The following is a 20419-nucleotide window of genomic DNA, read 5'->3' as shown; positions in this document are numbered from 1 at the left end:
TCAGGCGGCCGGGTCGTCCGCCGCGCGGAGGTGACGACGGCCCGGCGCGGCAGGCGGTGATTCGTCGTCGTCACCGCGTGCCCTGGGTGACGGGTCACTGGGACGGGTCGCTCGTGAGGTCAAGACCGACACGATGGCGGCCAGCGCGACCGGTAGATGACTCAGGACGCGCAGCGGTGTGACCTGCCCTGCGAGTGCGTCCGCCACCACGTAATAGGCCAGGAATCCGCAGTAGACCACCAGCACACAGGCCAGGCCCGGCGCGATCCGGCGGCGGAAGGCCATGGCGACCGTCGCGATGCCCAGCGCCGCCGACCATGCCGTGGACTCGTTCAGCAGGTGAGCCCCGTTGGCCGATCCATGATGTGCCGCGACCATCCCGAAATTCACGCCGACGGCCTGGGCGGCCGCCAGCACCACCTGGGCCAGGCCGACCGCCACGATGGCGATGGTCAAGAAGTGCCGGCCCAACCACCGCGCGGGTCCGCTCAGGGGACGTGCCGGGCGGGTCTCGCGGGTGCTCACCGCGCCGATCAGGGCGCCGTCGGCCAGGTTGCGCAGCTGCAGGTTCAGCGCCCGGGCCCGGTCGTACCAGGCGGCACACTCTCCGCAGTCACGAAGGTGCTCGTCCACGCGTGCGGACGGGACGGGCTCACGCTCCCCGTCGAGGCGCGCCGAAAGCGCCTCCCGTGCCACCGCGCAGTCCACCGTCTCATTGTTCCGTATCGCCCTTGCGATGTGCACATCCACTCGAACACCGAGAGGGAGGTGGATGCCGAGCCCTCCGCTCGGCATCTACCTCCACATTCACCGCTGCTCTCAGCCCGGCCGGCCGGTTCCCAACGAGGGCAGCGCCGCGGTGAATAGTTCGTGGCACGCCTCCTGCGCGCCCTTCAGCTCCGGAATATCGCGGGCGCTCACGTCGCCGCGCATCTTGGACGTGTCGATGAGCGGTTCATCGTTGGTGGCGGGATCGGGGAAATCCGGTACCCCGTTGTCACGCATGCACTGGGCGAATCTGAGTGCGGCGTGCTGCTGTTCAGGCGTGCGTCCGGCGCCTCCGGCCCAGCTCTGTGGCGCCAGGCTCTCACACGCACCGACCGCCTTCACCCACACGGCTTTTGGAACTGAGACGCCACCGTAGGCGAGGTAGCCGTCGGCGTTCGGGTCCGGAAAATCCGTGACGCCGTTGGCCCGCATGCAGGCGGAGTACTTCGCCGCCTGCCCACCTGGGTCGGCGCCGGCTTGGGCAGCCGTGGTCAGACAGCCCGTACCGATCAGGGCCGCCATGGCGAGGGTGGCCAGCGGTCGTAGTTTTCTGGAAGCGTTCGGTGTCGATTCGTTGTAGGTCATGCCTTCAGTGAAGGCGGTGTGGAGTTGTCGGCACGTATGCGAAATCCGATATGCCGGCGATATGTGGAAGCTCGTAGCTTGAGAGCATGCGTGTGTTGGTCGTCGAGGACGAGCCCTACCTGGCAACGGCCATCCGCGATGGGCTGCGCCTGGAAGCGATTGCCGCCGATATCGCCGGTGACGGGGACACCGCGTTGGAGCTGCTGAGTATCAACGCCTACGACATCGCCGTCCTCGACCGTGATATCCCCGGTCCCTCCGGCGACGAGATCGCCGAACGCATCGTCGCCGGGGGGAGCGGCATGCCGATCCTGATGCTCACCGCTGCCGACCGGCTCGACGACAAGGCCTCCGGTTTCGAACTCGGTGCCGACGACTACCTCACCAAGCCCTTCGAACTCCAAGAGCTCGTGCTCCGGCTCAGAGCGCTCGACCGCAGGCGTGCCCACATCAGACCGCCGGTGCGGGAGCTCGCCGGGCTACGTCTGGACCCGTTCCGCCGCGAGGTCTTTCGTGACGGCCGCTACGTCGCGCTCACCCGAAAACAGTTCGCCGTGCTCGAAGTCCTCGTCGCGGCCGATGGCGGTGTGGTGAGCGCCGAGGAACTCTTGGAGCGGGCGTGGGATGAGAACGCCGATCCGTTCACCAATGCCGTGCGGATCACGGTCTCGGCCCTGCGCAAACGGCTCGGCGAACCGTGGATCATCGCCACCGTCGCCGGTGTCGGATACCGCATCGGCACCGAAGCCCACACCGGAGGAGGCCGTGAATAGAGCCCCTGGTTTGAGTGTTCGCCTCAAACTCACGCTGAGCTACGCCGGGTTCCTCATGCTCGCCGGCGGCCTACTGCTGGCGGTCGTGTGGATGTTCCTGCTCCGCTACGTGCCCGATCGGATGATGATCATCCCGGGTAGCACGGACATCCCGCTGTCCGAAAGCGTTGTCTTTCCCATCCGGTCCGGGCTCCTACACGTGTTCGCGCCGAAAGCTGCCGCCGCATTGGCGTTCCTGCTGGTGTTCGGTCTCGTCGGCGGCTGGCTGCTGGCCGGCTGGATGCTCGCTCCGCTGAATCGGATCACGGCGGCCACGCGCATGGCCGCGAACGGTTCGCTCGCCCACCGAATCCGGCTGTCCGGCCGCAAGGATGAGTTCCGCGAGCTCGCCGACGCCTTCGACGCCATGCTCGGACGGCTCGAAGCACACGTCGCCGAACAGCAGCGGTTCGCCGCCAACGCCTCCCACGAACTGCGCACGCCACTGGCGATCACGAAGACCGTTCTCGACGTGGCCCGCAACGATCCCGACCGCGACACCGATGAACTGATCGACCGTCTTCGCGTGGTCAACACCCGAGCGATCGACCTCACCGAGGCACTGCTGGTGCTCAGCCGCGCCGACAACCGGTCCTTCACCTCAGAACACGTCGACCTGTCCCTCGTCGCGGAGGAAGCGACCGAAACGCTCCTGCCCCTGGCGGCACAGCATGGTGTCAGCATCGAGACCGCCGGGGGTCACAGCCCCACCAGTGGTTCGCCCGCGCTCCTGCTGCAGATGACGACGAACCTGGTGCACAACGCGATCGTCCACAACGTGCCTGAACACGGCTCCGTGTGGGTGACAACCGAGGCCGGCTCCGACGCTGTGGTGCTCACCGTCGAGAACACCGGCGAAAAGCTTGACCCGCCATCGGTTTCCACGCTGGTCGAGCCGTTTCAGCGGGGCGCCGGACGGGTGCGCAACGACCATGCCGGCGTCGGCCTCGGGCTGGCGATCGTCCGAAGCATCGCCCATGCGCACGACGGGACTCTCACCCTGACACCGCGTCGCGGCGGCGGGTTACACGTCAGGGTCCAACTTCCTACCCGGCACGCGAAAGCGCAACCCGCTCGGATTACGACGGCCGAAAGCTAGGTCGATGGCGAGTAGGGCAGATTGCTGCTGGTCTGCGGGTCGACATGCACGGACCTACCCACATACGGGAAGGCGCGTTGTGGGCACGCCGGCCGATCACAGATCCGGCAACCCGCTCCGATGGGCACCGTCGCCTCCGGGTCGGTGAGGTCGATGCCCACCGAGTAGACGAGCTTGTCGGCATGGGCGAGGTCGCAACCGAGGCCGATGGCGAAACTCTTGGGCGTACCCAGGTACCGGCTCGGCACCGACGTCGAGGTTCTGGCCACCCAGAAATAACTGCGACCGTCGGGCATCTGGGCGACCTGAGTCAAGAACTCACCCGGCCTGGAGAACGCCTGGTGCACCACCCACAGCGGGCAGTTGCCGCCCACCCGTGAGAAATGAAACGCCGTGGCGGACTGGCGCTTCGAAATGTTTCCGGCACTGTCGGTGCGCACGAAGATGAAGGGGACGCCGCGGGCATCCGAGCGTTGTAGCGTCGACAGTCGATGGCAGATGGTCTCGAAGCCCATCTCGAAGCGGCGGGCGAGTTGATCGATGTCGTAACGCAAGCTTTCGGCTGCGGCCAGAAACATCCGATAGGGCAGAAGCAGTGCGCCGGCGAAGTAGTTCGCCAGGCCGACGCGCGCGACATCCCTTGCCTCGGTGCTCAATTGGTCATCGGTTGCGACGATGGAGTCGATCAGTGTGGAATGCAGCAACAAGGCGATCTGGGTGGCGAGCTGGAACGCCCGCTGTCCGGGCAGTAGCCAGCGCGCCACGTGCAGCGTCCCGGCTTCGGGCTGGTACCGGCGTTTCACACTGGCGCCCAGGACATCTCCATCGTCCACGATCACCGAGATGCCGAACTCGTTCGACAGCAGGTCGGTCAGTTGCCGGTCCAGCCCGCCGATCTGCAGGCGGTGGCGGACGAACAGATCCTCGGCGGCGCGGTCGAGCGCGTCGATGTAATTGCGGCGGTCGTAGAAGAAATCGCGTACTTCCTCGAACGGCATCGGCTGTTGTGCGCCGGTCTGGGCATCGAGGTTGGCTCGCCCGTGCACGGCCTCTAACTCCGCCGTCGCATCGTGCAACCGGCGGTGCATGCTGACCATGGTCTGGCCGATCTCCGGCATGCGGGCGACGAGTTCCTCGATCTGCGTCGCGGTGGCCGGGCTGTCCGCCAGAATCTCGCGCAGGTCCGACACCAGCCGGGCATCGGCGTCAGGAGTGAAGTACTGCGAGGGGAGGTCGAAGCGATCGGCCAGGGCCAGCAGAACCGGCACCGTGATCGGTCGTTGATCGTTCTCGAGTTGATTGACGTAACTGGTCGACAGCCCCAGCGCACGCGCCAGGGCGACCTGTGTCAGGCCTTTCTCGTCGCGTAGCCGTCGCAGACGGGCGCCGGCGAATGTCTTGCTCACTGCCGCCGAGATTACTCCGATCGAATTTCACAACATTCGCAAAAGTGGTTCGCGAAGGATACAAAAATACACATTTACAGGCAGTTTCCCTGGTGATCACCACTGCGTAGCGTGCGGATCATGCTTGAACACGACGTCAAAACCCGGCGCAGCGCCGAGGACTTCCCGCGCAGCGAACATCTGGCTTGGAAGATCGCCGAGATCGCAGCCGACCCGGTGGCCGTGCCGCCCGAGACCGAGGCGATGGTGATCAACCGCATCATCGACAACGCCGCGGTGTCGGCGGCGTCGGTGATCCGCCGCCCGGTGACGGTGGCCCGGGCCCAGGCGCTCGCGCACAAGACGCCGCGGGGCGCTTCTGTGTTCGGGGTCGAGGGCACGGTGTCGCCCGAGTGGGCAGCGTGGGCCAACGGCGTGGCAGTGCGGGAACTGGACTTCCACGACACCTTCCTGGCCGCCGAATACTCCCACCCGGGCGACAACATTCCGGCACTGGTCGCCGTGGCGCAGCAGCTCGGCGTCGGTGGTGCCGACCTGATCCGCGGCATCGCCACCGCCTACGAGGTTCAGGTCGACCTGGTCAAGGGGATCTGCCTGCACGAACACAAGATCGACCACGTCGCCCATCTCGGGCCTTCGGTCGCCGCGGGCCTGGGCACCATGCTGCGGCTGGACCCCGAGACCATCTACGCCGCGATCGGCCAGGCACTGCACCTGACCACTGCGACGCGGCAGTCGCGCAAGGGCCTCATCTCCAGCTGGAAGGCCTATGCGCCGGCGTGGGCCGGCAAGGTAGCCATCGAAGCCGTCGACCGGGCGATGCGCGGTGAGGGTTCACCTGCCCCGATTTGGGAGGGCGAGGATGGTGTGATCGCCTGGCTGCTGTCGGGTCCCCAGCGCACCTACACGGTTCCGCTGCCCGGGCCGGGCGAACCCAAGCGCGCCATCCTCGACACCTACACCAAGGAACATTCGGCGGAGTACCAGAGCCAGGCGCCGATCGACCTGGCCCGCCGGATGCGCGAGCGTATCGGTGATCTGGACCAGGTCGCCACGATCGTGCTGCACACCAGCCATCACACCCACGTGGTGATCGGTACCGGATCCAACGATCCGCAGAAATTCGACCCGGACGCCTCCCGTGAAACGCTGGACCACTCGGTGATGTACATCTTCGCCGTCGCGCTGCAGGACGGCAGCTGGCACCACGAGCGGTCGTATGCTCCCGAGCGGGCGCACCGCCCCGACACCATCGAGCTGTGGCGCAAGATCTCTACCGTCGAGGATCCGGAGTGGACGCGGCGCTACCACTCGAACGACCCGGCGGAGAAGGCTTTTGGCGCTAAGGCGGTGGTCACCCTCAAGAGCGGTGAGACCATCGTCGACGAGCTCGCCGTCGCCGACGCTCATCCACTCGGCGCCCGGCCGTTCGAGCGTGAACAGTACGTCGCCAAGTTCGCCGAGTTGGCCGATGGCGTCGTGGAATCCGACGAGCAGAAGCGCTTCCTGTCGGCGGTCGAGAACGTCTCGGCGACCAAGTCCGGTGGGCTCGGTGGGCTCAATGTGCGGGTGGACCAGCGGGTGCTGGACAAGGCGCCGACGATTCCATCGGGAATATTCCGATGAGCGGGTTACTGGGCGCTGCTACGTCTGCCTCGGAGAAGCGCCGGAACTTCCGGCGGGGTTTGGAGTCCGGTCGGCTGCTGCGCTTCCCGGGAGCGTTCTCACCGCTGGTGGCCAAGCTCGTCGCCGAGATCGGCTTCGACGGGGTCTATGTATCCGGTGCGGTCCTTTCCGCGGACCTCGGCCTGCCAGACATCGGGTTGACCACGCTGACCGAGGTGGCGGGACGGGGCGCCCAGATCGCCTCGGCGACCGATCTTCCGACGTTCATCGACGCCGACACCGGGTTCGGCGAGCCGATGAGCGCGGCTCGCACCGTGACGCTGCTGGAGGATGCCGGTCTGGCGGGGCTGCACCTCGAGGACCAGGTGAATCCCAAGCGCTGCGGTCATCTCGACGGCAAGGCTGTCGTCGAGACTTCCGAGATGGTCAAGCGGCTGCGGGCCGCGGTCGCCGCGCGCCGGGATCCGAACTTCGTCATCTGCGCTCGCACCGACGCCGCGGGAATCGAGGGGATTCCCGCGGCGATTGAACGGGCCAAGGCATACGCCGACGCCGGTGCCGACCTGATCTTCACCGAGGCGCTGCACACCCCGGCCGATTTCGAGCAGTTCCGCGACGCGGTTGACGTACCGTTGCTGGCCAATATGACCGAGTTCGGCAAGTCCGAACTGCTCACCGCGGGCCTGCTGGCCGAGATCGGCTACAACATGGTGATCTACCCGGTCACCACGTTGCGTCTGGCCATGCACGCTGTCGAGGTCGGCCTGCTAGAGATCTCCTCGGCCGGAACGCAATCGGGTCTTCTCGGCCAGATGCAACACCGCAGCCGGCTGTACGAACTGCTGCGTTACCACGACTACAACCAGTTCGACTCGGAGATCTACAACTTTTCGCTGCAGGGGGCGACACGATGACCGTTACCGAGGACACGCCGAAGATCCACAAGGGCCTGGCCGGCGTGGTCGTCGACACCACCGCCATCTCAAAGGTGGTGCCCGAGACCAACACCCTGACCTATCGCGGCTATCCGGTCCAGGACCTGGCCGCCCAGTGCAGCTTCGAGCAGGTGGCCTATCTGCTGTGGCACGGCGAACTGCCATCGGATCAGGAACTGGCCCTGTTCACCCAGCGGGAGCGGGCTTCTCGGCGCATCGACCGGTCGATGCAGTCACTGCTGGCCAAGCTGCCGGACAACTGCCACCCGATGGATGTGGTGCGCACCGCGATCAGCTACCTGGGCGCCGAAGACCCGGAGGAAGACGACAGCAGCCCGTCGGCGAACTTCACCAAGTCGCTGCGGATGTTCGCGGTTCTTCCCACCATTGTCGCCGCCGACATGCGCAGGCGGCGCGGGCTGGACCCGATTGCCCCGCACAGCCACATGGGCTACGCCGAAAATTTCCTTAACATGTGCTTCGGCGAGGTCCCGGACCCCGTGATCGTCAATGCCTTCGAGCAGTCGATGGTCCTCTACGCCGAGCACAGCTTCAATGCCTCCACGTTCGCGGCCCGCGTTGTCACCTCTACCCAGTCGGACATCTACAGCGCCGTCACGGCCGCCATTGGTGCCCTGAAGGGCTCACTGCACGGCGGCGCCAACGAGGCCGTGATGCACGACATGCTGGAGATCGGCTCGGCCGACCGTGCCGCGGAATGGTTGCACGGCAAGCTATCCCGCAAGGACAAGGTGATGGGGTTCGGCCACCGGGTGTACAAGAACGGTGATTCGCGGGTGCCGACCATGAAGGCGGCCCTGCAGCAGGTCGCCGCGGCGCGGGACGGGCAGCGCTGGCTCGACATCTACAACGTGTTGGAGAGCGCGATGTTTGCCGTCACCAAGATCAAGCCAAACCTGGACTTCCCGACCGGGCCGGCCTATTACCTCATGGGCTTCGACATCCCCAGCTTCACACCGCTCTTTGTGATGAGCCGGATCACCGGATGGACCGCACACATCATGGAGCAGGCCGCGTCGAACGCGCTCATCCGCCCGCTCAGTGACTACAGCGGACAGCCGCAGCGGGCCTTGGCGTAGCCACGCCGAAGCTCTGAAAGGAAACAGTGGTCGACAAGGTTCTGGTCGCCAACCGAGGTGAGATCGCCATCCGCGCGTTTCGTGCGGCCTATGAACTCGGATTCTCGACGGTGGCCGTCTACCCGTACGAGGACCGAAACTCTCAGCACCGGCTGAAGGCCGACGAGTCCTACCAGATCGGTGTGCCGGGATACCCGGTCCGGGCCTATCTCTCGGTCGACGAGATCCTTCGGGTCGCCCGGGAGTCAGGGGCAGACGCGATCTATCCCGGATACGGCTTTCTCTCGGAGAATCCGGATTTGGCGAGGGCGTGCGAACAGGCCGGGATCACGTTCGTGGGCCCCTCGGCCGATGTGCTGGAGTTGACCGGGAACAAGGCCCGTGCGATCGCCGCGGCCCGTACGGCGGGACTGCCGGTGCTGGCGTCGTCGGCCCCGTCGAGTTCGGTCGACGAACTGCTGGCGGCCGCCGAATCGATGAGTTTCCCGGTATTCGTCAAAGCCGTTGCCGGCGGCGGTGGCCGAGGGATGCGCCGGGTGAACGATCTGGCCGACCTGAGAGAGGCGATCGAAGCCGCAAGTCGCGAGGCGCAATCCGCCTTCGGGGACCCCGCGGTATTCCTCGAACAGGCGGTGATCAACCCCCGCCATATCGAGGTGCAGATCCTGGCCGACACCCAGGGCAACGCGATCCACCTGTTCGAGCGTGACTGCAGCCTGCAACGGCGGCACCAGAAAGTCATCGAGCTGGCGCCGGCGCCCAACCTGGATCCCGCTCTGCGGGAACGGATCTGCGCCGACGCTGTCACCTTCGCACGCCAGATCGGGTATTCCTGCGCGGGCACGATCGAGTTCCTGCTGGATGAACGTGGCCGGCACGTCTTCATCGAGTGCAACCCCCGCATTCAGGTCGAGCACACGGTGACAGAGGAGATCACCGATGTCGACCTGGTATCGAGCCAACTGCGGATCGCGGGCGGGGAATCGCTGACGGACCTGGGACTGTCCCAGGACGAATTGACGGCGCCGCGGGGTTTCGCCTTGCAATGCCGGATCACCACCGAGGATCCCACCAATGGCTTCCGTCCCGACACCGGACGCATCACCGGCTATCGGTCACCCGGCGGTGCCGGTGTACGGCTGGACGGAGGCACCAATCTCGGCGCCGAGGTGGCTGCGCATTTCGATTCGATGCTGGTGAAGCTGACCTGCCGCGGGCGTGACTTCCCGACGGCGGTGGCGCGGGCCCGCCGCGCCGTGGCGGAATTCCGGATTCGCGGGGTGGCGACGAACATTCCGTTCCTGGCTGCGGTTCTCGACGATCCGGATTTCATCGCGGGGCGGGGGACGACGTCGTTCATCGAGCAACGACCCCAGTTGCTCACCGCGCGTGGTAGTGCGGATCGCGGCACCAAAATCCTCAACTATCTGGCCGATGTGACGGTCAATCAGCCACACGGTCCGCGACCGTCGGCCGTCTATCCGCGGGACAAGCTCCCCATGTGCGATCTGACGGTCACTCCGCCCGCGGGGTCCAAACAGCGCCTGACCGAGCTCGGACCCGAAGGGTTCGCCGCTTGGCTGCGCGACAGTGCGGCCGTCGGCGTCACCGACACCACCTTTCGCGATGCCCATCAATCGCTGCTGGCCACCCGGGTGCGCACCAGCGGGTTGATACGCGTCGCCCCCTATATAGCGCGGATGATGCCGCAGCTCCTGTCGGTCGAATGCTGGGGCGGCGCGACTTACGATGTCGCCCTGAGGTTCCTCAAGCAGGACCCGTGGGAGCGGTTGGCGGCGCTGCGCGAAGAGCTGCCCAATATCTGCCTGCAGATGTTGTTGCGGGGCCGCAACACGGTCGGCTACACGCCGTATCCGGAGACGGTAACCCGCGCATTCGTTGATGAGGCAGCGGCGACCGGAATCGACATCTTCCGGATCTTCGACGCGCTCAACAATGTGGATTCGATGCGCCCGGCCATCGATGCGGTCCGCGACACCGGCAGAACGATCGCGGAAGTCGCCATGTCGTATACCGGCGACCTGTCCGACCCGCGCGAGAACCTGTACACGCTGGACTATTACCTGCGGTTGGCCGAGCAGATCGTCGAAGCCGGGGCCCATGTGCTCGCTATCAAGGACATGGCAGGGCTGCTGCGCGCACCCGCCGCGGCCACCCTGGTGGCCGCCCTGAAGGCGCGGTTCGATCTCCCGGTACACGTGCACACCCACGACACCCCGGGCGGCCAACTGGCCACCTATGTCGCGGCCTGGCATGCCGGGGCCGATGCCGTCGACGGTGCCGCAGCCCCGTTGGCGGGCAACACAAGTCAGCCGTCGTTGTCCTCGATCGTGGCCGCTGCCGCGCACAGCCGATTCGACACCGGGCTGTCGCTGGACGCGGTGTGTGACCTTGAGCCGTACTGGGAGGCGCTGCGACGTGTCTACGCGCCGTTCGAGTCGGGACTGCCGGCCCCCACCGGGCGGGTCTACACCCACGAGATTCCGGGTGGGCAGCTCAGCAATCTGCGACAGCAGGCGATTGCGCTCGGCTTGGGTGACCGGTTCGAGGACATCGAAGGGAACTACGCGGCCGCTGACCGGATGCTGGGCAGGCTGGTCAAGGTGACCCCGTCCAGCAAGGTGGTCGGGGACCTCGCGTTGGCTTTCGTCGGAGCCGGTATCGGCGCCGAGGAATTCGCCGCGGACCCGGCGCGGTACGACATTCCGGACAGCGTGATCGGGTTCCTGCGGGGCGGACTCGGAGACCCCGCGGGCGGTTGGCCGGAACCCCTGCGCACCAAGGCGCTAGAGGGACGAGGCGCGACCAGGCCGGTTCAGGAATTGTCGGCCGAGGATGAAGCGGTGTTGGCCGCGCCCGGTCCGAAACGTCAGGCCACCTTGAACCGGCTGTTATTCCCTGGCCCGACAGCCGAATTCGAAGCGCACCGCGACCAGTACGGGGACACTTCCAGACTGAGCGCCAACCAGTTCTTCTACGGGCTATGGCACGGCGAAGAACAGCGGGTGAAACTGGATCCCGGGGTCGAGCTGCTCATCGGGCTGGAGGCGATTTCGGAAGCCGATGACCGCGGAATGCGCACGGTGATGTGCATCCTCAATGGACAGTTGCGCCCGATTGTGGTGCGGGACCGCAGTATTGCCAGCGAGGTTCCGGTGGCCGAAAAGGCCGATCGGACCAACCCCGCGCATGTCGGTGCGCCTTTCTCCGGTGTGGTCACGGTGAACGTCGCCGAAGGCGATGCCGTCGAAGCGGGCCAATCCATCGCCACCATCGAGGCGATGAAGATGGAGGCTGTCATCACCGCGCCATCGTCTGGCACCGTCGCCCGGGTCGCCGTCTCGCGGACCGCTCAAGTTGAAGGGGGCGACCTGCTCGTTGTCGTCGATGAATAGGGCGGAGCCTTCGGCCGACCGCGTCCGGAGGGCTTGTCGCCGCAATCGGAGGATCCTGTGCCCTTGAACACCATCGCGCTTGAGTTGGTGCCACCCAACGTTGATCTCGGGGTCGAGTACGCCGTGGAAGAGGCGCGAAAGGTGGCGCGGCTCTCTGCGGAGAGCGGCATGGCAGGACGTCTGAGCCATGTCATGATCCCGGCGATGATCTCCGAGGACGATGACCGGCCCATCGAGATGAAGGCCAAGATGGATGTGCTCGACTACTGGTCGGTCATCCAGCCGGAGCTGCCGGGGATACGTGGACTGTGTACCCAGGTCACCTCGTTCTCGGACGAAACGGCGTTGCGTGACCGGCTGACCGGCTTGAGAGGGGCCGGGTTCGACGGCGTGATCTTCGTCGGCGTGCCACGCACCATGAGCGACGGGGAAGGCGCGGGTGTCGCACCGACCGACGCCCTGGCCAAGTTCGACGAGCTGATCACCAACCGCGGGGTGATCCTGATCCCGACCCGTGCCGGCGAGCGCGGTCGGTTCGCGTTCAAATGCGACAAGGGCGCCACCTTCGCGATGACTCAGCTGCTGTACTCGGATGCGGTAGTCGGCTTTCTCCGCCAGTTCGCGAAGGAAAACGACCTCCGGCCGGAGGTCCTGCTGTCGTTCGGCTTCGTGCCGAAGCTGGAGGCGAACGTCGGCCTCATCGACTGGCTGATCAAAGATGCGGGGAATGAAAAGGTCGCACAAGAACAGGCTTTCGTTCGGCAACTGGCCGCGAGTGAGCCAGCCGTCAAACGGCGAGCGCTGGTTGACCTCTACAAGCGGGTCATCGACGGAGTTGTCGACCTCGGCTTCCCGTTGAGCGTTCATTTCGAAGCGCCCTACGGTGTTTCGAGACCGGCATTCGAAACGTTCGCAGAGATGCTGGCTTACTGGTCACCCGCGCCGGTGTTGTGATCGGCCGCCAGATGGACCAGCGTCGTCGCGGCACGGCGTCAAGGCGCACCATCCCGGCCCCGATGCGGGTGATGGGGGTGTTGAACGCCTCGCGCGTCTGGGGACGGTCTCAGTGGACACACGCCACCATGAAGTGGCCGAGGAGGCCGTAAGGGCCGGGGCATCGATCGTCAACGACGTATCGGGCAAGCTCTACGAGGTGGCCGGTCGGTTCGGGGTGGGATACGTGAGCATGCACTCCCACACGGTTCCTGTTGCGGCCGGTGTATCCCCGGAATACCAGGACGTCGTCGGCGAAGTGACGAGCCTGGTCACCGGTATCGCGAAAACGGCCCTCGGCTGTGGGGCCGGGCCGGTATGGATCGACCCTGGCATCGGGTTCGGCAAGTCGACCCAGGACAACGTGAAATTACTGCGTCGGCTTCCGGAACTGTGCGCCCAGGATTTCCCCGTACTGCTGGGCGTGAGTCGAAAGACCTTCGTCGGTGCTGTCACCGGCCGTACCGTGGAACAGCGTCTGGCCGGTTCTCTGGCAGTCATCGCACCCGCCTGGTCGGCCGGCGTCGATGTCATCCGAGTGCACGATGTCACCGAGACGCTGGACACCATCGCGATGTTGGACGCGATCTGGGGCTGACCGATGAGTTTTACCCTTGCCCCGGGTCCGAACAGCATCCACCATCCCTGACCGAACGGAGAGAACACGTGGCCCAACTGCTCAAAGTCCAGAATTTCAACGTGTCCAGCGACGGGTTCGGCGCGGGCGAGAATCAGAGCTTTGAGCGCCCGTTCGGCCATGCGGACCCGGGGGAGATGTTCGCCTGGGCGGGCGCCACGGCGAGTTGGCCCAACCGCACCGAGCCGGGCGGCAGCCGAGGCCTCGATGACTACCTCACCCGGGACTTCTCCAACAACATCGGGGCCGAGATCATGGGGCGCAACAAGTTCAGCCCGTACCGCGGCCCGTGGGAAGACCATGAGTGGCAGGGCTGGTGGGGGGATCGGCCGCCGTTCCACACCCCGGTATTCGTCATGACCCACCACGCGCGGCCGTCGTTCAGTTTGTCCGACACCACGTTCCACTTCGTGAACGCGGATCCGGCGACGGTGCTGGAGCAGGCGAGGGCTGCCGCCGACGGCAAGGATGTGCGGCTCGGTGGTGGCGCGTTCACCATTCGCGAGTTCCTCGACGCCGATCTGGTGGACACCCTGCACGTGGCGGTATCCCCGATCGAGCTGGGCAGCGGGTCGCGGCTCTGGGAATCGCCCGATGAGTTGAACGACCGTTTCCACCATGATGTGGTGCCCAGCCCCAGCGGCGTCACGCATCACTTGTTCTGGCGTGACTGATTTTCACCGTTTCGGCGTTGCGCTGACATCGCTGTCATGCGCGAAAATACCTGTTGTCCCGTGCTATTGACACGCGCGTAATAATTGCGGGATGACCCGTGGCGGCCGGTGAGCCCCGAAAGGGACCACCCACCGTCGGAAAAGTTTTGGTTAGGCTCCCCAACGCTGGTCGCAGGAGGCTGCGGTTCTGAGCGTGGCGCCCACACGTACGTGGGAGCCCCTCGCCGCTGCCGGAGACAGGGGGACGGGGTCTTTGTTGTCGATGAAATGTTGCAGCGCAGTACTTCTGGTGCTCGGACATTTGACTCCATGACCGAACCCGTTGCGCACGCCTACTCTGCGGTGCGGCGCACGCCCGGCTGTCTGGTGCCACAACCGATGGCGCCAAACGCGATTCGGGTGGCCCGGTCCGGCAACTGTCGCCTGCGCGGCGCTCCCATCAATGCAGCTGGCTGACAGCTGTTTTCACCCGCTCAACCAAACCCGTACCCGAAACGAAAGGTAAGGCTGGGTCTCGTCGACCAGCTGGAGAAATCACATGACGGCTACCGACTCAACCACTCCGTCCGCCGTGACCGACGGGCTGGTCTGCATCCTGCGTGACGATCTCGAATTACCTTGCCAATCACTGGATGTCAATACGCGTCTGGTCGATGACCTCGGAATGGATTCCGTCTCGTTCGCCGTCGGTCTGGTATCGATCGAGGAGAAGTTCGGGGTCCAACTGAGCGAGGAGGACCTGATGTTGTGTGAGACGGTGGGCGATCTCCAGTCGGTGATCGACCGCAGGAGCGCCGCATGAACCCGCTTGCCGGCGCCCTGCGTGAGGCGATGGTGGGCTCGCCGTACGACCTGCGGGTGCTCGACCGTGACACCGACACCTGGCAGCGTCGACCGTGGCCTGAGGTGCACGGCATCGCCGAGCACATCGCCGCCTACCTGTTGAACCGGGACCGAGCCGGCGCGGTCGGTCTGGTCGGTGAGCCGACAGTGGAATTGATTGCGGCCATTCAGGGTTCATGGCTGGCCGGATCCGGTGTATCGATCCTGCCCCGGCCCCAACGTGGCGCCGACCCGTCGGAGTGGGCGCGCGCCACGTTGTCCCGGTTCGCCGGAATCGGTGTGACGACGGTGTTCAGCTACGGCGCCACCCTCGAGCTGTTGCGCGATGCGGACTCCACGTTGGCGGTCTGCGATATCGGCGACGCCGCCCGCACACCGATGTCGACGACCGTGCGGTACCCCGACGGTGCGGACGTCGCGATCCTGCAGGGTACGGCTGGATCCACCGGCGCGCCGCGCACAGCCGTCCTGGCGCCCGAGGCCGTTCTCAACAACCTGCTGGCGGTCACCGAGCGACTGTCGTTGAGCCGCAACGATGTCGGCTGCACCTGGTTGCCGATCTACCACGACATGGGCCTGGCCATGGTGCTGGCGTCGACCATGTCCGGGATGCCGCTGTGGCTGGCCCCGACGGGGGCGTTCTCGGCGGCGCCGCTGCGCTGGGCCGATTGGCTGTCGGATTCCGCGGCCACCTTCACCGCGGGCCCGAACTTCGGCTACTCGGTGCTCGGCCGATTCGCCAACCGGGTATCCGGCGTCGATCTCGGTGCGGTGCGCATCGCGATCAACGGGGGAGAACCCGTCGACTGTGCCGGTGTCGAGCGATTCGCCTCTGCCATGGGAAAATTCGGATTCGACGCCGCGGCGATGGCTCCCGCATACGGCATGGCCGAATCGACGTGCGCGGTGACGATACCCGCGCCGGGAGACGGCCTGCGGATCGACGTTCCCGATGCCGCAGACCCCAACCGGCGCCTTGCGCTACTGGGGCACCCGGTACCGGGCATGGAGGTACGCATCGTCCCGTCGGCGCATGACGAGACCGGCGCCACCGGCGAAGTCGAGATCCGTGGTTCCTCGATGATGACGTCCTACCTCGGGCATGATCCGGTTGACGCGGGCTGTGCCGGCCAGTGGTTCCCGACCGGCGACATCGGTTACCTGGTCGACGGGGCACTGGTGATCTGCGGGCGCTCCAAGGAGATGATCACCATCGCCGGCCGCAATGTATTCCCCACTGAGATCGAGCAGGTCGCCGGCGAGGTCGAGGGGGTGCGCGAGGGAGCCGTCGTCGCCGTCGGGACCGAATCGGGTGCCGCGCAATCGCGGCTGTTGGTGGCCGCGGAATTCATCGGTACCGAGCAGGACATCACCCGCAGCGCGGTGATTCGGCGCATCGTTTCGGTGTGTGGTGTCACGCCCGCCGACGTGGTGCTGGTGTCACCGGGTTCGCTGCCGCGGACGTCGTCGGGGAAACTCAGGCGACTGGAGGTCCGCCGCCGGCTGGAGGCCGCGCGGTAAGGCTCAGTCGCGGCAACGGACCCCGCGCTCGAAGGTGCGGATGACGGCGGGAGCGGCCGCGTGCTGCGGCATGAGGCCGTTCTTCGAGTCCTGGCAGGCCCACATCACCAGGCCGTACAGCGCGTGTTCGAGCCACTGTGTGCTCGATTCTGGGTCGAATACGCCTTCGGCCTGGCCGCGTTCGATCAGATTCGTGAGATAGCTGTTGTCGGGTACCGCCTCGGGCGGCAGCCCACGGAGAACGTTGGGATCGTCGAAGAGAAACAGAAGCCGGTTGCCCACCGAGATCATCGCGTTGATCACCCGGCGCATCGCCTCGATCGCACAGCCGTCCTCGGGGGCGGCAGCGGCCACGGCATTCGTCACGACTTGAACCGAGTCGACGATCGTGGCGTTGATCAGGCATTCCCGGTCGGGAAAGTAGCGGTGCACGGTGGTGCGGCCGACGCCGGCCGCCTTTGCGATGTCGGGCAAAGTCGCGGTCCGGTCATCGGCCAATACGGCGGCGGCGGCCTCGATGATCGCGGCGCGGGTGCGCGCCTGGGTGCCGGAGAGCTCGCCGGTGCTCATGGGTCGATGGTATCGACGCCGGTCACGCCCGTCTCGTCACCGGTATCGGGGCGGTGCGATCGGAGAGGAACCGGGCCGGCCGCTGGCGCACCGGCAGCGGCCACCAGAACCACCGGCCCAGGATCGCGGCGATCGTCGGGGTCATGAGCGAGCGAACCACGAGGGTGTCGAACAACAGGCCCAGGCCGATGGTGGTGCCGCCCTGCCCGATGGCGATCAGGTCGCTGGTGGCCATCGAGGCCATCGTGAACGCGAACACCAGGCCGGCCGCGGTGACCACGCCGCCGGTGGCGCCCATGGCCCGGATGATGCCGGTGTTGATGCCCGCCCCGATCTCCTCCTTCATCCGGGAGACCACCAGCAGGTTGTAGTCCGATCCGACGGCCAGCAGGATGATCACCGAGAAGGCCAGCGTCATCCAGTGCAGGTCGATCCCGAGCAGGTACTGCCACACCAGGACCGAAAGGCCGAACGACGCGGCCAGCGACAGGATCACGGTCCCGACGATGACGAACGAGGCGATCAGTGCGCGGGTGATCAGCAACATCACGACGAAGATCAACGTGATGGCGCCGACCGCCGAGATCAGCAGATCCCACTGGGCGCCCACCTGAATGTCCTTGTAGGTGGCCGCGGTACCGCCCAGGTAGATCTTGGCGTCGGCCAGTGGCGTCGTCTTGATCGCCTCCCTGGCTGCCTTCAGGATCGGGTCGACATGTGAAATGCCTTCGGTGGTAGCCGGATCCACGTCGTGGGTGATGATGAACTGCGCCGCCTGACCGTCGGGCGAGACCATAAGGGCCAGGCCACGTTTGAAGTCGGGGTTGTCGAACGCCTCGGGCGGCAGATAGAACGAATCGTCGTTGCGGGCATCGTCGAACGCCTGGCCCATCACCGATGCCGTGTCGGTCATCTTGGCGATCTGGTCGACCATGCCGTTGAACGTGCTGTACATCGTCTTCATGGTGCCCTGCATGGACTTCGAGATGGCGATCATCGGCGGCAGCTGCGCCACCAGCTGCGGCATCAACTGATCCATCTCGTTCATGTTCTTGACCGAGCTGGAGAGGTGCTCGGTCATGGCGTCGATGCCGTCGAGCCCGTCGAACACCGAACGCATGGCATTACACACGGGAATGTCGTAGCAGTGCGGCTCCCAGTAGAAGTAGTTCCGCATCGGGCGCATGAAGTCGTCGAAAGTCGCGATGTGATCCCGCATCTCGTTGGTGCTGACCTGCATCGCGTTCATGCTGGCGGTGAGCTCGTGGGTGATGTCGGTCATCCGGTTCATCAGGCCCAGCATGCTCTCCATGATCCCGATCATCCGGCCGAGATCATCTGTGAGCGTGAGCATGTCGCCCATGCGCTCGCGGAGGAACTGCAGGTTCTCGGTCATGGAGACCGACTGCATGCTGACCTGGAACGGCACCGAACTGTGCGCGATGGGGCGGCCCAGCGGCCGGGTGATGCTCTGCACCCTGGCGACACCGGGAACGCGGATCAGTTCCCTGGCGATCTTGTCCAGCACGATCATGTCGGCGGGGTTGCGCAGGTCGCGGCCCGCGTCGACGAGAAGCAGATCGGGATTCATCCGGGCAGCGGTGAAATGTCGCTCGGCAGCGGCATATCCGACGTTCGACGGCAGATCCTGCGGGATGTAGAGGCGCTCGTTGTACGAGGTCTGGTAGCCGGGCAGGGCCAGCAGCCCGATCAGCGCGATGGCGATCGCCGAGCACAGGATGGGCACCGGCCAGCGCACCACCGACGTGCCGACCTTGCGCCACCCGCGCGACTTGATCTTGCGCTTGGCGTCGAACACGCCGAACCGGCTACCCACCACCAGCATCGCCGGAGCCAGGGTCAGCGAGGCCAGCACCACCACGGACATGCCGATGGCACTGGGGACACCCATCGAACTGAAGTAGTTCAGCCGGGTGAAGTGCAGGCACAGCATGGCGCCCGCGACGGTCAGGCCGGAGCCGAGGATGACGTGGCCCACCCCGTGAAAGGCCGTGTAGTAGGCGTCTTCTCGGTCTTGTCCCTGCTGTCGTGCCTCCTGATAGCGGCCGATGAGGAAGATCGCGTAGTCGGTCCCGGCCGCGATCGCCAGCGAGGTCAACAGGCTGACCGAGAACGTGGACAGCCCCAGCAGGTGTGCGTTGCCGATGGCGGCCACGACACCGCGCGCGGCCGACATCTCCAGCAGCACCACGAGCAGTGTCAGCAGCGTCGTGCCGATCGACCGGTAGATCACCAGCAGCATCACGGCGATCACCGCGATGGTGATGAACGTGATCTTGACCATGCTCTTGTCGCCGGCCTCGTTCATGTCCGTGGTGAGCGGACCCTGGCCGGTGACATAGGCTTTCACGCCCGGAGGCGGATCGGATTCATCGATGATCTCGCGCACCGCGGCGACCGACTCGTTGGCCAGCGTCTCACCCTGGTTGCCCGCGAGGTTGACCTGCACGTAGGCGGCCTTGCCGTCGGTGCTCTGTGAGCCGGCCGCGGTGATCAGATCGCCCCAGTAATTCTGGACGTGCTGAACGTGTTCGGTGTCGGCCTCGAGCTTGCGCACCAGCTCGTCGTAATAGCGATGGGCCTCGGTGCCGAGTGGCTCGTCGCCTTCGAGCACGACCATCGCGATGGTGTCGGATTCGAATTGATCGAACCGCTCGCCGATCTTCTTCATCGCCACCAGAGCCGGCGCGTCCTGTGGTGACAGGGACACGGAGTTCTGGTGCCCGACGACCTCGAGCTGGGGGATGAGGGCGTTGAGGACGACCACCAGCGCCACCCAGAACAGGATGATCGGGATGGCGGCGATGCGGATGACGCGGGCGGCGCCGGAATGTGCCGCTGAATCTGACGCGCTACGCGAGGCTGCGTGGTTGCTCATGCGGCCTTGTCCAAGCAGAAGGCCTGGGCGTTGTGCTGATTCACGGTCTGTTCGTCACGGATATCCCCGTTGACGACGATCCGGCAGGTGATCACTTCGCTGTCTCCCTGTGCGACCACGTTGGCGAACACCGTCGGCAGCGTGGTGACAACTTCGTGCCGCCATGGCAGCGAACTGAAGCTCTCGGTGTGTGGTTGCGCGTCGGCGTCGAGGTAGCTGACGTGGCCGCTGGTGCCGCTGGGGCCCTCGATCTCGTAGACGACGCGCTTCGGGTTGAACTCCACGATGTCGTCGCCGGCGGACGCGCCCGGATCGGTGTTGATATGGGTGCCGAAGATCCCGTGCATGCGGTTCATCGCGAATCCGCTCACCGCGAGGGCTGCTACCAACACCAACGGGATCCAGAAGCGTCTCGCCAGCCGAAAGACCGTCGCCACGGCAAACCCACCTCTCCGGTTCGGCGCACGCCGACGGACCCCTCCGACCGCGCTTTGACCGGCTGAACGTAGCAGGCTCCAAAGTGGATCGACAACGT

17 protein-coding genes are annotated in these 20419 nt (G+C 65.7%); 11 read left to right on the top strand and 6 right to left on the bottom strand.

Annotation, left to right across the window (positions count from 1 at the left end):
- A complete protein-coding gene (locus tag BN4332_RS10660; RefSeq protein WP_074133038.1) occupies nt 1-708 on the bottom strand; it encodes a DUF2275 domain-containing protein in 708 nt (235 codons plus the stop codon).
- A gap of 111 nt (nt 709-819) precedes the next feature.
- Entirely contained in the window at nt 820-1353 is a 534-nt protein-coding gene (locus BN4332_RS10655) for a hypothetical protein (protein WP_066898408.1), read from the bottom strand.
- 86 nt (nt 1354-1439) lie between these two features.
- Between BN4332_RS10655 and BN4332_RS10650 the strand changes: the two genes are divergently transcribed.
- Nucleotides 1440-2126: a response regulator transcription factor gene (locus tag BN4332_RS10650; RefSeq protein ID WP_066898407.1), complete on the top strand. Its 687-nt coding sequence runs from the start codon at nt 1440-1442 to the stop codon at nt 2124-2126.
- A gap of 10 nt (nt 2127-2136) precedes the next feature.
- Nucleotides 2137-3264, top strand: a complete 1128-nt coding sequence (locus tag BN4332_RS10645) for a sensor histidine kinase (RefSeq protein ID WP_276079721.1) — start codon at nt 2137-2139, stop codon at nt 3262-3264.
- Here the strand turns inward: BN4332_RS10645 and BN4332_RS10640 are convergent.
- The gene (locus tag BN4332_RS10640) at nt 3261-4670 is read right to left on the bottom strand and encodes a short-chain fatty acyl-CoA regulator family protein (protein WP_066898405.1); all 1410 of its coding nucleotides are present in this window, start codon (nt 4668-4670) and stop codon (nt 3261-3263) included. The genes BN4332_RS10645 and BN4332_RS10640 overlap by 4 nt on opposite strands.
- 120 nt (nt 4671-4790) lie before the next feature.
- Between BN4332_RS10640 and prpD the strand changes: the two genes are divergently transcribed.
- The 9 genes from prpD to mbtM all read left to right on the top strand — a co-directional run bounded on the left by prpD (nt 4791) and on the right by mbtM (nt 16415).
- Nucleotides 4791-6296, top strand: a complete 1506-nt coding sequence (gene prpD, locus BN4332_RS10635) for a 2-methylcitrate dehydratase PrpD (protein WP_066898437.1) — start codon at nt 4791-4793, stop codon at nt 6294-6296.
- Nucleotides 6293-7210: a methylisocitrate lyase gene (gene prpB, locus BN4332_RS10630; RefSeq protein ID WP_066898404.1), complete on the top strand. Its 918-nt coding sequence runs from the start codon at nt 6293-6295 to the stop codon at nt 7208-7210. The genes prpD and prpB overlap by 4 nt, the downstream gene beginning before the upstream one ends.
- Nucleotides 7207-8331, top strand: coding sequence for a bifunctional 2-methylcitrate synthase/citrate synthase (locus BN4332_RS10625; RefSeq protein ID WP_066898403.1), 1125 nt, complete (start codon nt 7207-7209; stop codon nt 8329-8331). The genes prpB and BN4332_RS10625 overlap by 4 nt, the downstream gene beginning before the upstream one ends.
- Before the next feature lie 26 nt (nt 8332-8357).
- Entirely contained in the window at nt 8358-11747 is a 3390-nt protein-coding gene (locus BN4332_RS10620; RefSeq protein ID WP_066898402.1) for a pyruvate carboxylase, read from the top strand.
- Between the two features lie 57 nt (nt 11748-11804).
- The gene (locus BN4332_RS10615) at nt 11805-12701 is read left to right on the top strand and encodes a mycobacterial-type methylenetetrahydrofolate reductase (protein WP_066898401.1); all 897 of its coding nucleotides are present in this window, start codon (nt 11805-11807) and stop codon (nt 12699-12701) included.
- A gap of 112 nt (nt 12702-12813) precedes the next feature.
- Nucleotides 12814-13338 (top strand): dihydropteroate synthase, encoded by a 525-nt coding sequence (locus BN4332_RS10610; protein ID WP_074133034.1) that lies wholly within the window; start codon nt 12814-12816, stop codon nt 13336-13338.
- Nucleotides 13339-13406: 68 nt separating this feature from the next.
- Nucleotides 13407-14051 (top strand): dihydrofolate reductase family protein, encoded by a 645-nt coding sequence (locus BN4332_RS10605; RefSeq protein ID WP_066898400.1) that lies wholly within the window; start codon nt 13407-13409, stop codon nt 14049-14051.
- A gap of 538 nt (nt 14052-14589) precedes the next feature.
- Complete coding sequence (locus BN4332_RS10600) at nt 14590-14853, top strand: acyl carrier protein (RefSeq protein ID WP_066898399.1); 264 nt, start codon at nt 14590-14592, stop codon at nt 14851-14853.
- Nucleotides 14850-16415 carry a long-chain-fatty acid--ACP ligase MbtM gene (mbtM, locus tag BN4332_RS10595; protein ID WP_066898398.1) on the top strand — a complete coding sequence of 522 codons (1566 nt, stop codon included), beginning with the start codon at nt 14850-14852 and terminating at the stop codon, nt 16413-16415. The genes BN4332_RS10600 and mbtM overlap by 4 nt, the downstream gene beginning before the upstream one ends.
- 3 nt (nt 16416-16418) lie before the next feature.
- Here mbtM and BN4332_RS10590 read toward each other — a convergent pair whose 3' ends face one another.
- Genes BN4332_RS10590 through BN4332_RS10580 form a run of 3 tightly spaced genes read right to left on the bottom strand, consistent with a single transcriptional unit; the run spans nt 16419 to nt 20321 of the window.
- Entirely contained in the window at nt 16419-16985 is a 567-nt protein-coding gene (locus BN4332_RS10590) for a TetR/AcrR family transcriptional regulator (RefSeq protein ID WP_084459232.1), read from the bottom strand.
- 22 nt (nt 16986-17007) lie between these two features.
- Nucleotides 17008-19884, bottom strand: coding sequence for an MMPL/RND family transporter (locus BN4332_RS10585; RefSeq protein ID WP_066898397.1), 2877 nt, complete (start codon nt 19882-19884; stop codon nt 17008-17010).
- A complete protein-coding gene (locus BN4332_RS10580; protein ID WP_066898396.1) occupies nt 19881-20321 on the bottom strand; it encodes an MmpS family transport accessory protein in 441 nt (146 codons plus the stop codon). The genes BN4332_RS10585 and BN4332_RS10580 overlap by 4 nt, the downstream gene beginning before the upstream one ends.
- Nucleotides 20322-20419: the final 98 nt, after the last annotated feature.

Origin of the sequence: Mycolicibacterium houstonense, from assembly GCF_900078665.2 — a bacterium.
In the GTDB taxonomy this organism is placed as follows: domain Bacteria; phylum Actinomycetota; class Actinomycetes; order Mycobacteriales; family Mycobacteriaceae; genus Mycobacterium; species Mycobacterium houstonense.
This window is presented reverse-complemented; position numbering and strand designations above follow the sequence as displayed.

Excerpts from the sequence above, each read along its gene's own strand:
- BN4332_RS10655 (WP_066898408.1), bottom strand. The coding sequence starts at position 1,353 with ATGACCTACAACGAATCGACACCGAACGCTTCCAGAAAACTACGACCG.
- BN4332_RS10650 (WP_066898407.1), top strand. The coding sequence starts at position 1,440 with ATGCGTGTGTTGGTCGTCGAGGACGAGCCCTACCTGGCAACGGCCATC.
- prpD (WP_066898437.1), top strand. The coding sequence starts at position 4,791 with ATGCTTGAACACGACGTCAAAACCCGGCGCAGCGCCGAGGACTTCCCG.
- prpB (WP_066898404.1), top strand. The coding sequence starts at position 6,293 with ATGAGCGGGTTACTGGGCGCTGCTACGTCTGCCTCGGAGAAGCGCCGG.
- BN4332_RS10625 (WP_066898403.1), top strand. The coding sequence starts at position 7,207 with ATGACCGTTACCGAGGACACGCCGAAGATCCACAAGGGCCTGGCCGGC.
- BN4332_RS10600 (WP_066898399.1), top strand. The coding sequence starts at position 14,590 with ATGACGGCTACCGACTCAACCACTCCGTCCGCCGTGACCGACGGGCTG.
- mbtM (WP_066898398.1), top strand. The coding sequence starts at position 14,850 with ATGAACCCGCTTGCCGGCGCCCTGCGTGAGGCGATGGTGGGCTCGCCG.
- BN4332_RS10590 (WP_084459232.1), bottom strand. The coding sequence starts at position 16,985 with ATGAGCACCGGCGAGCTCTCCGGCACCCAGGCGCGCACCCGCGCCGCG.
- BN4332_RS10585 (WP_066898397.1), bottom strand. The coding sequence starts at position 19,884 with ATGAGCAACCACGCAGCCTCGCGTAGCGCGTCAGATTCAGCGGCACAT.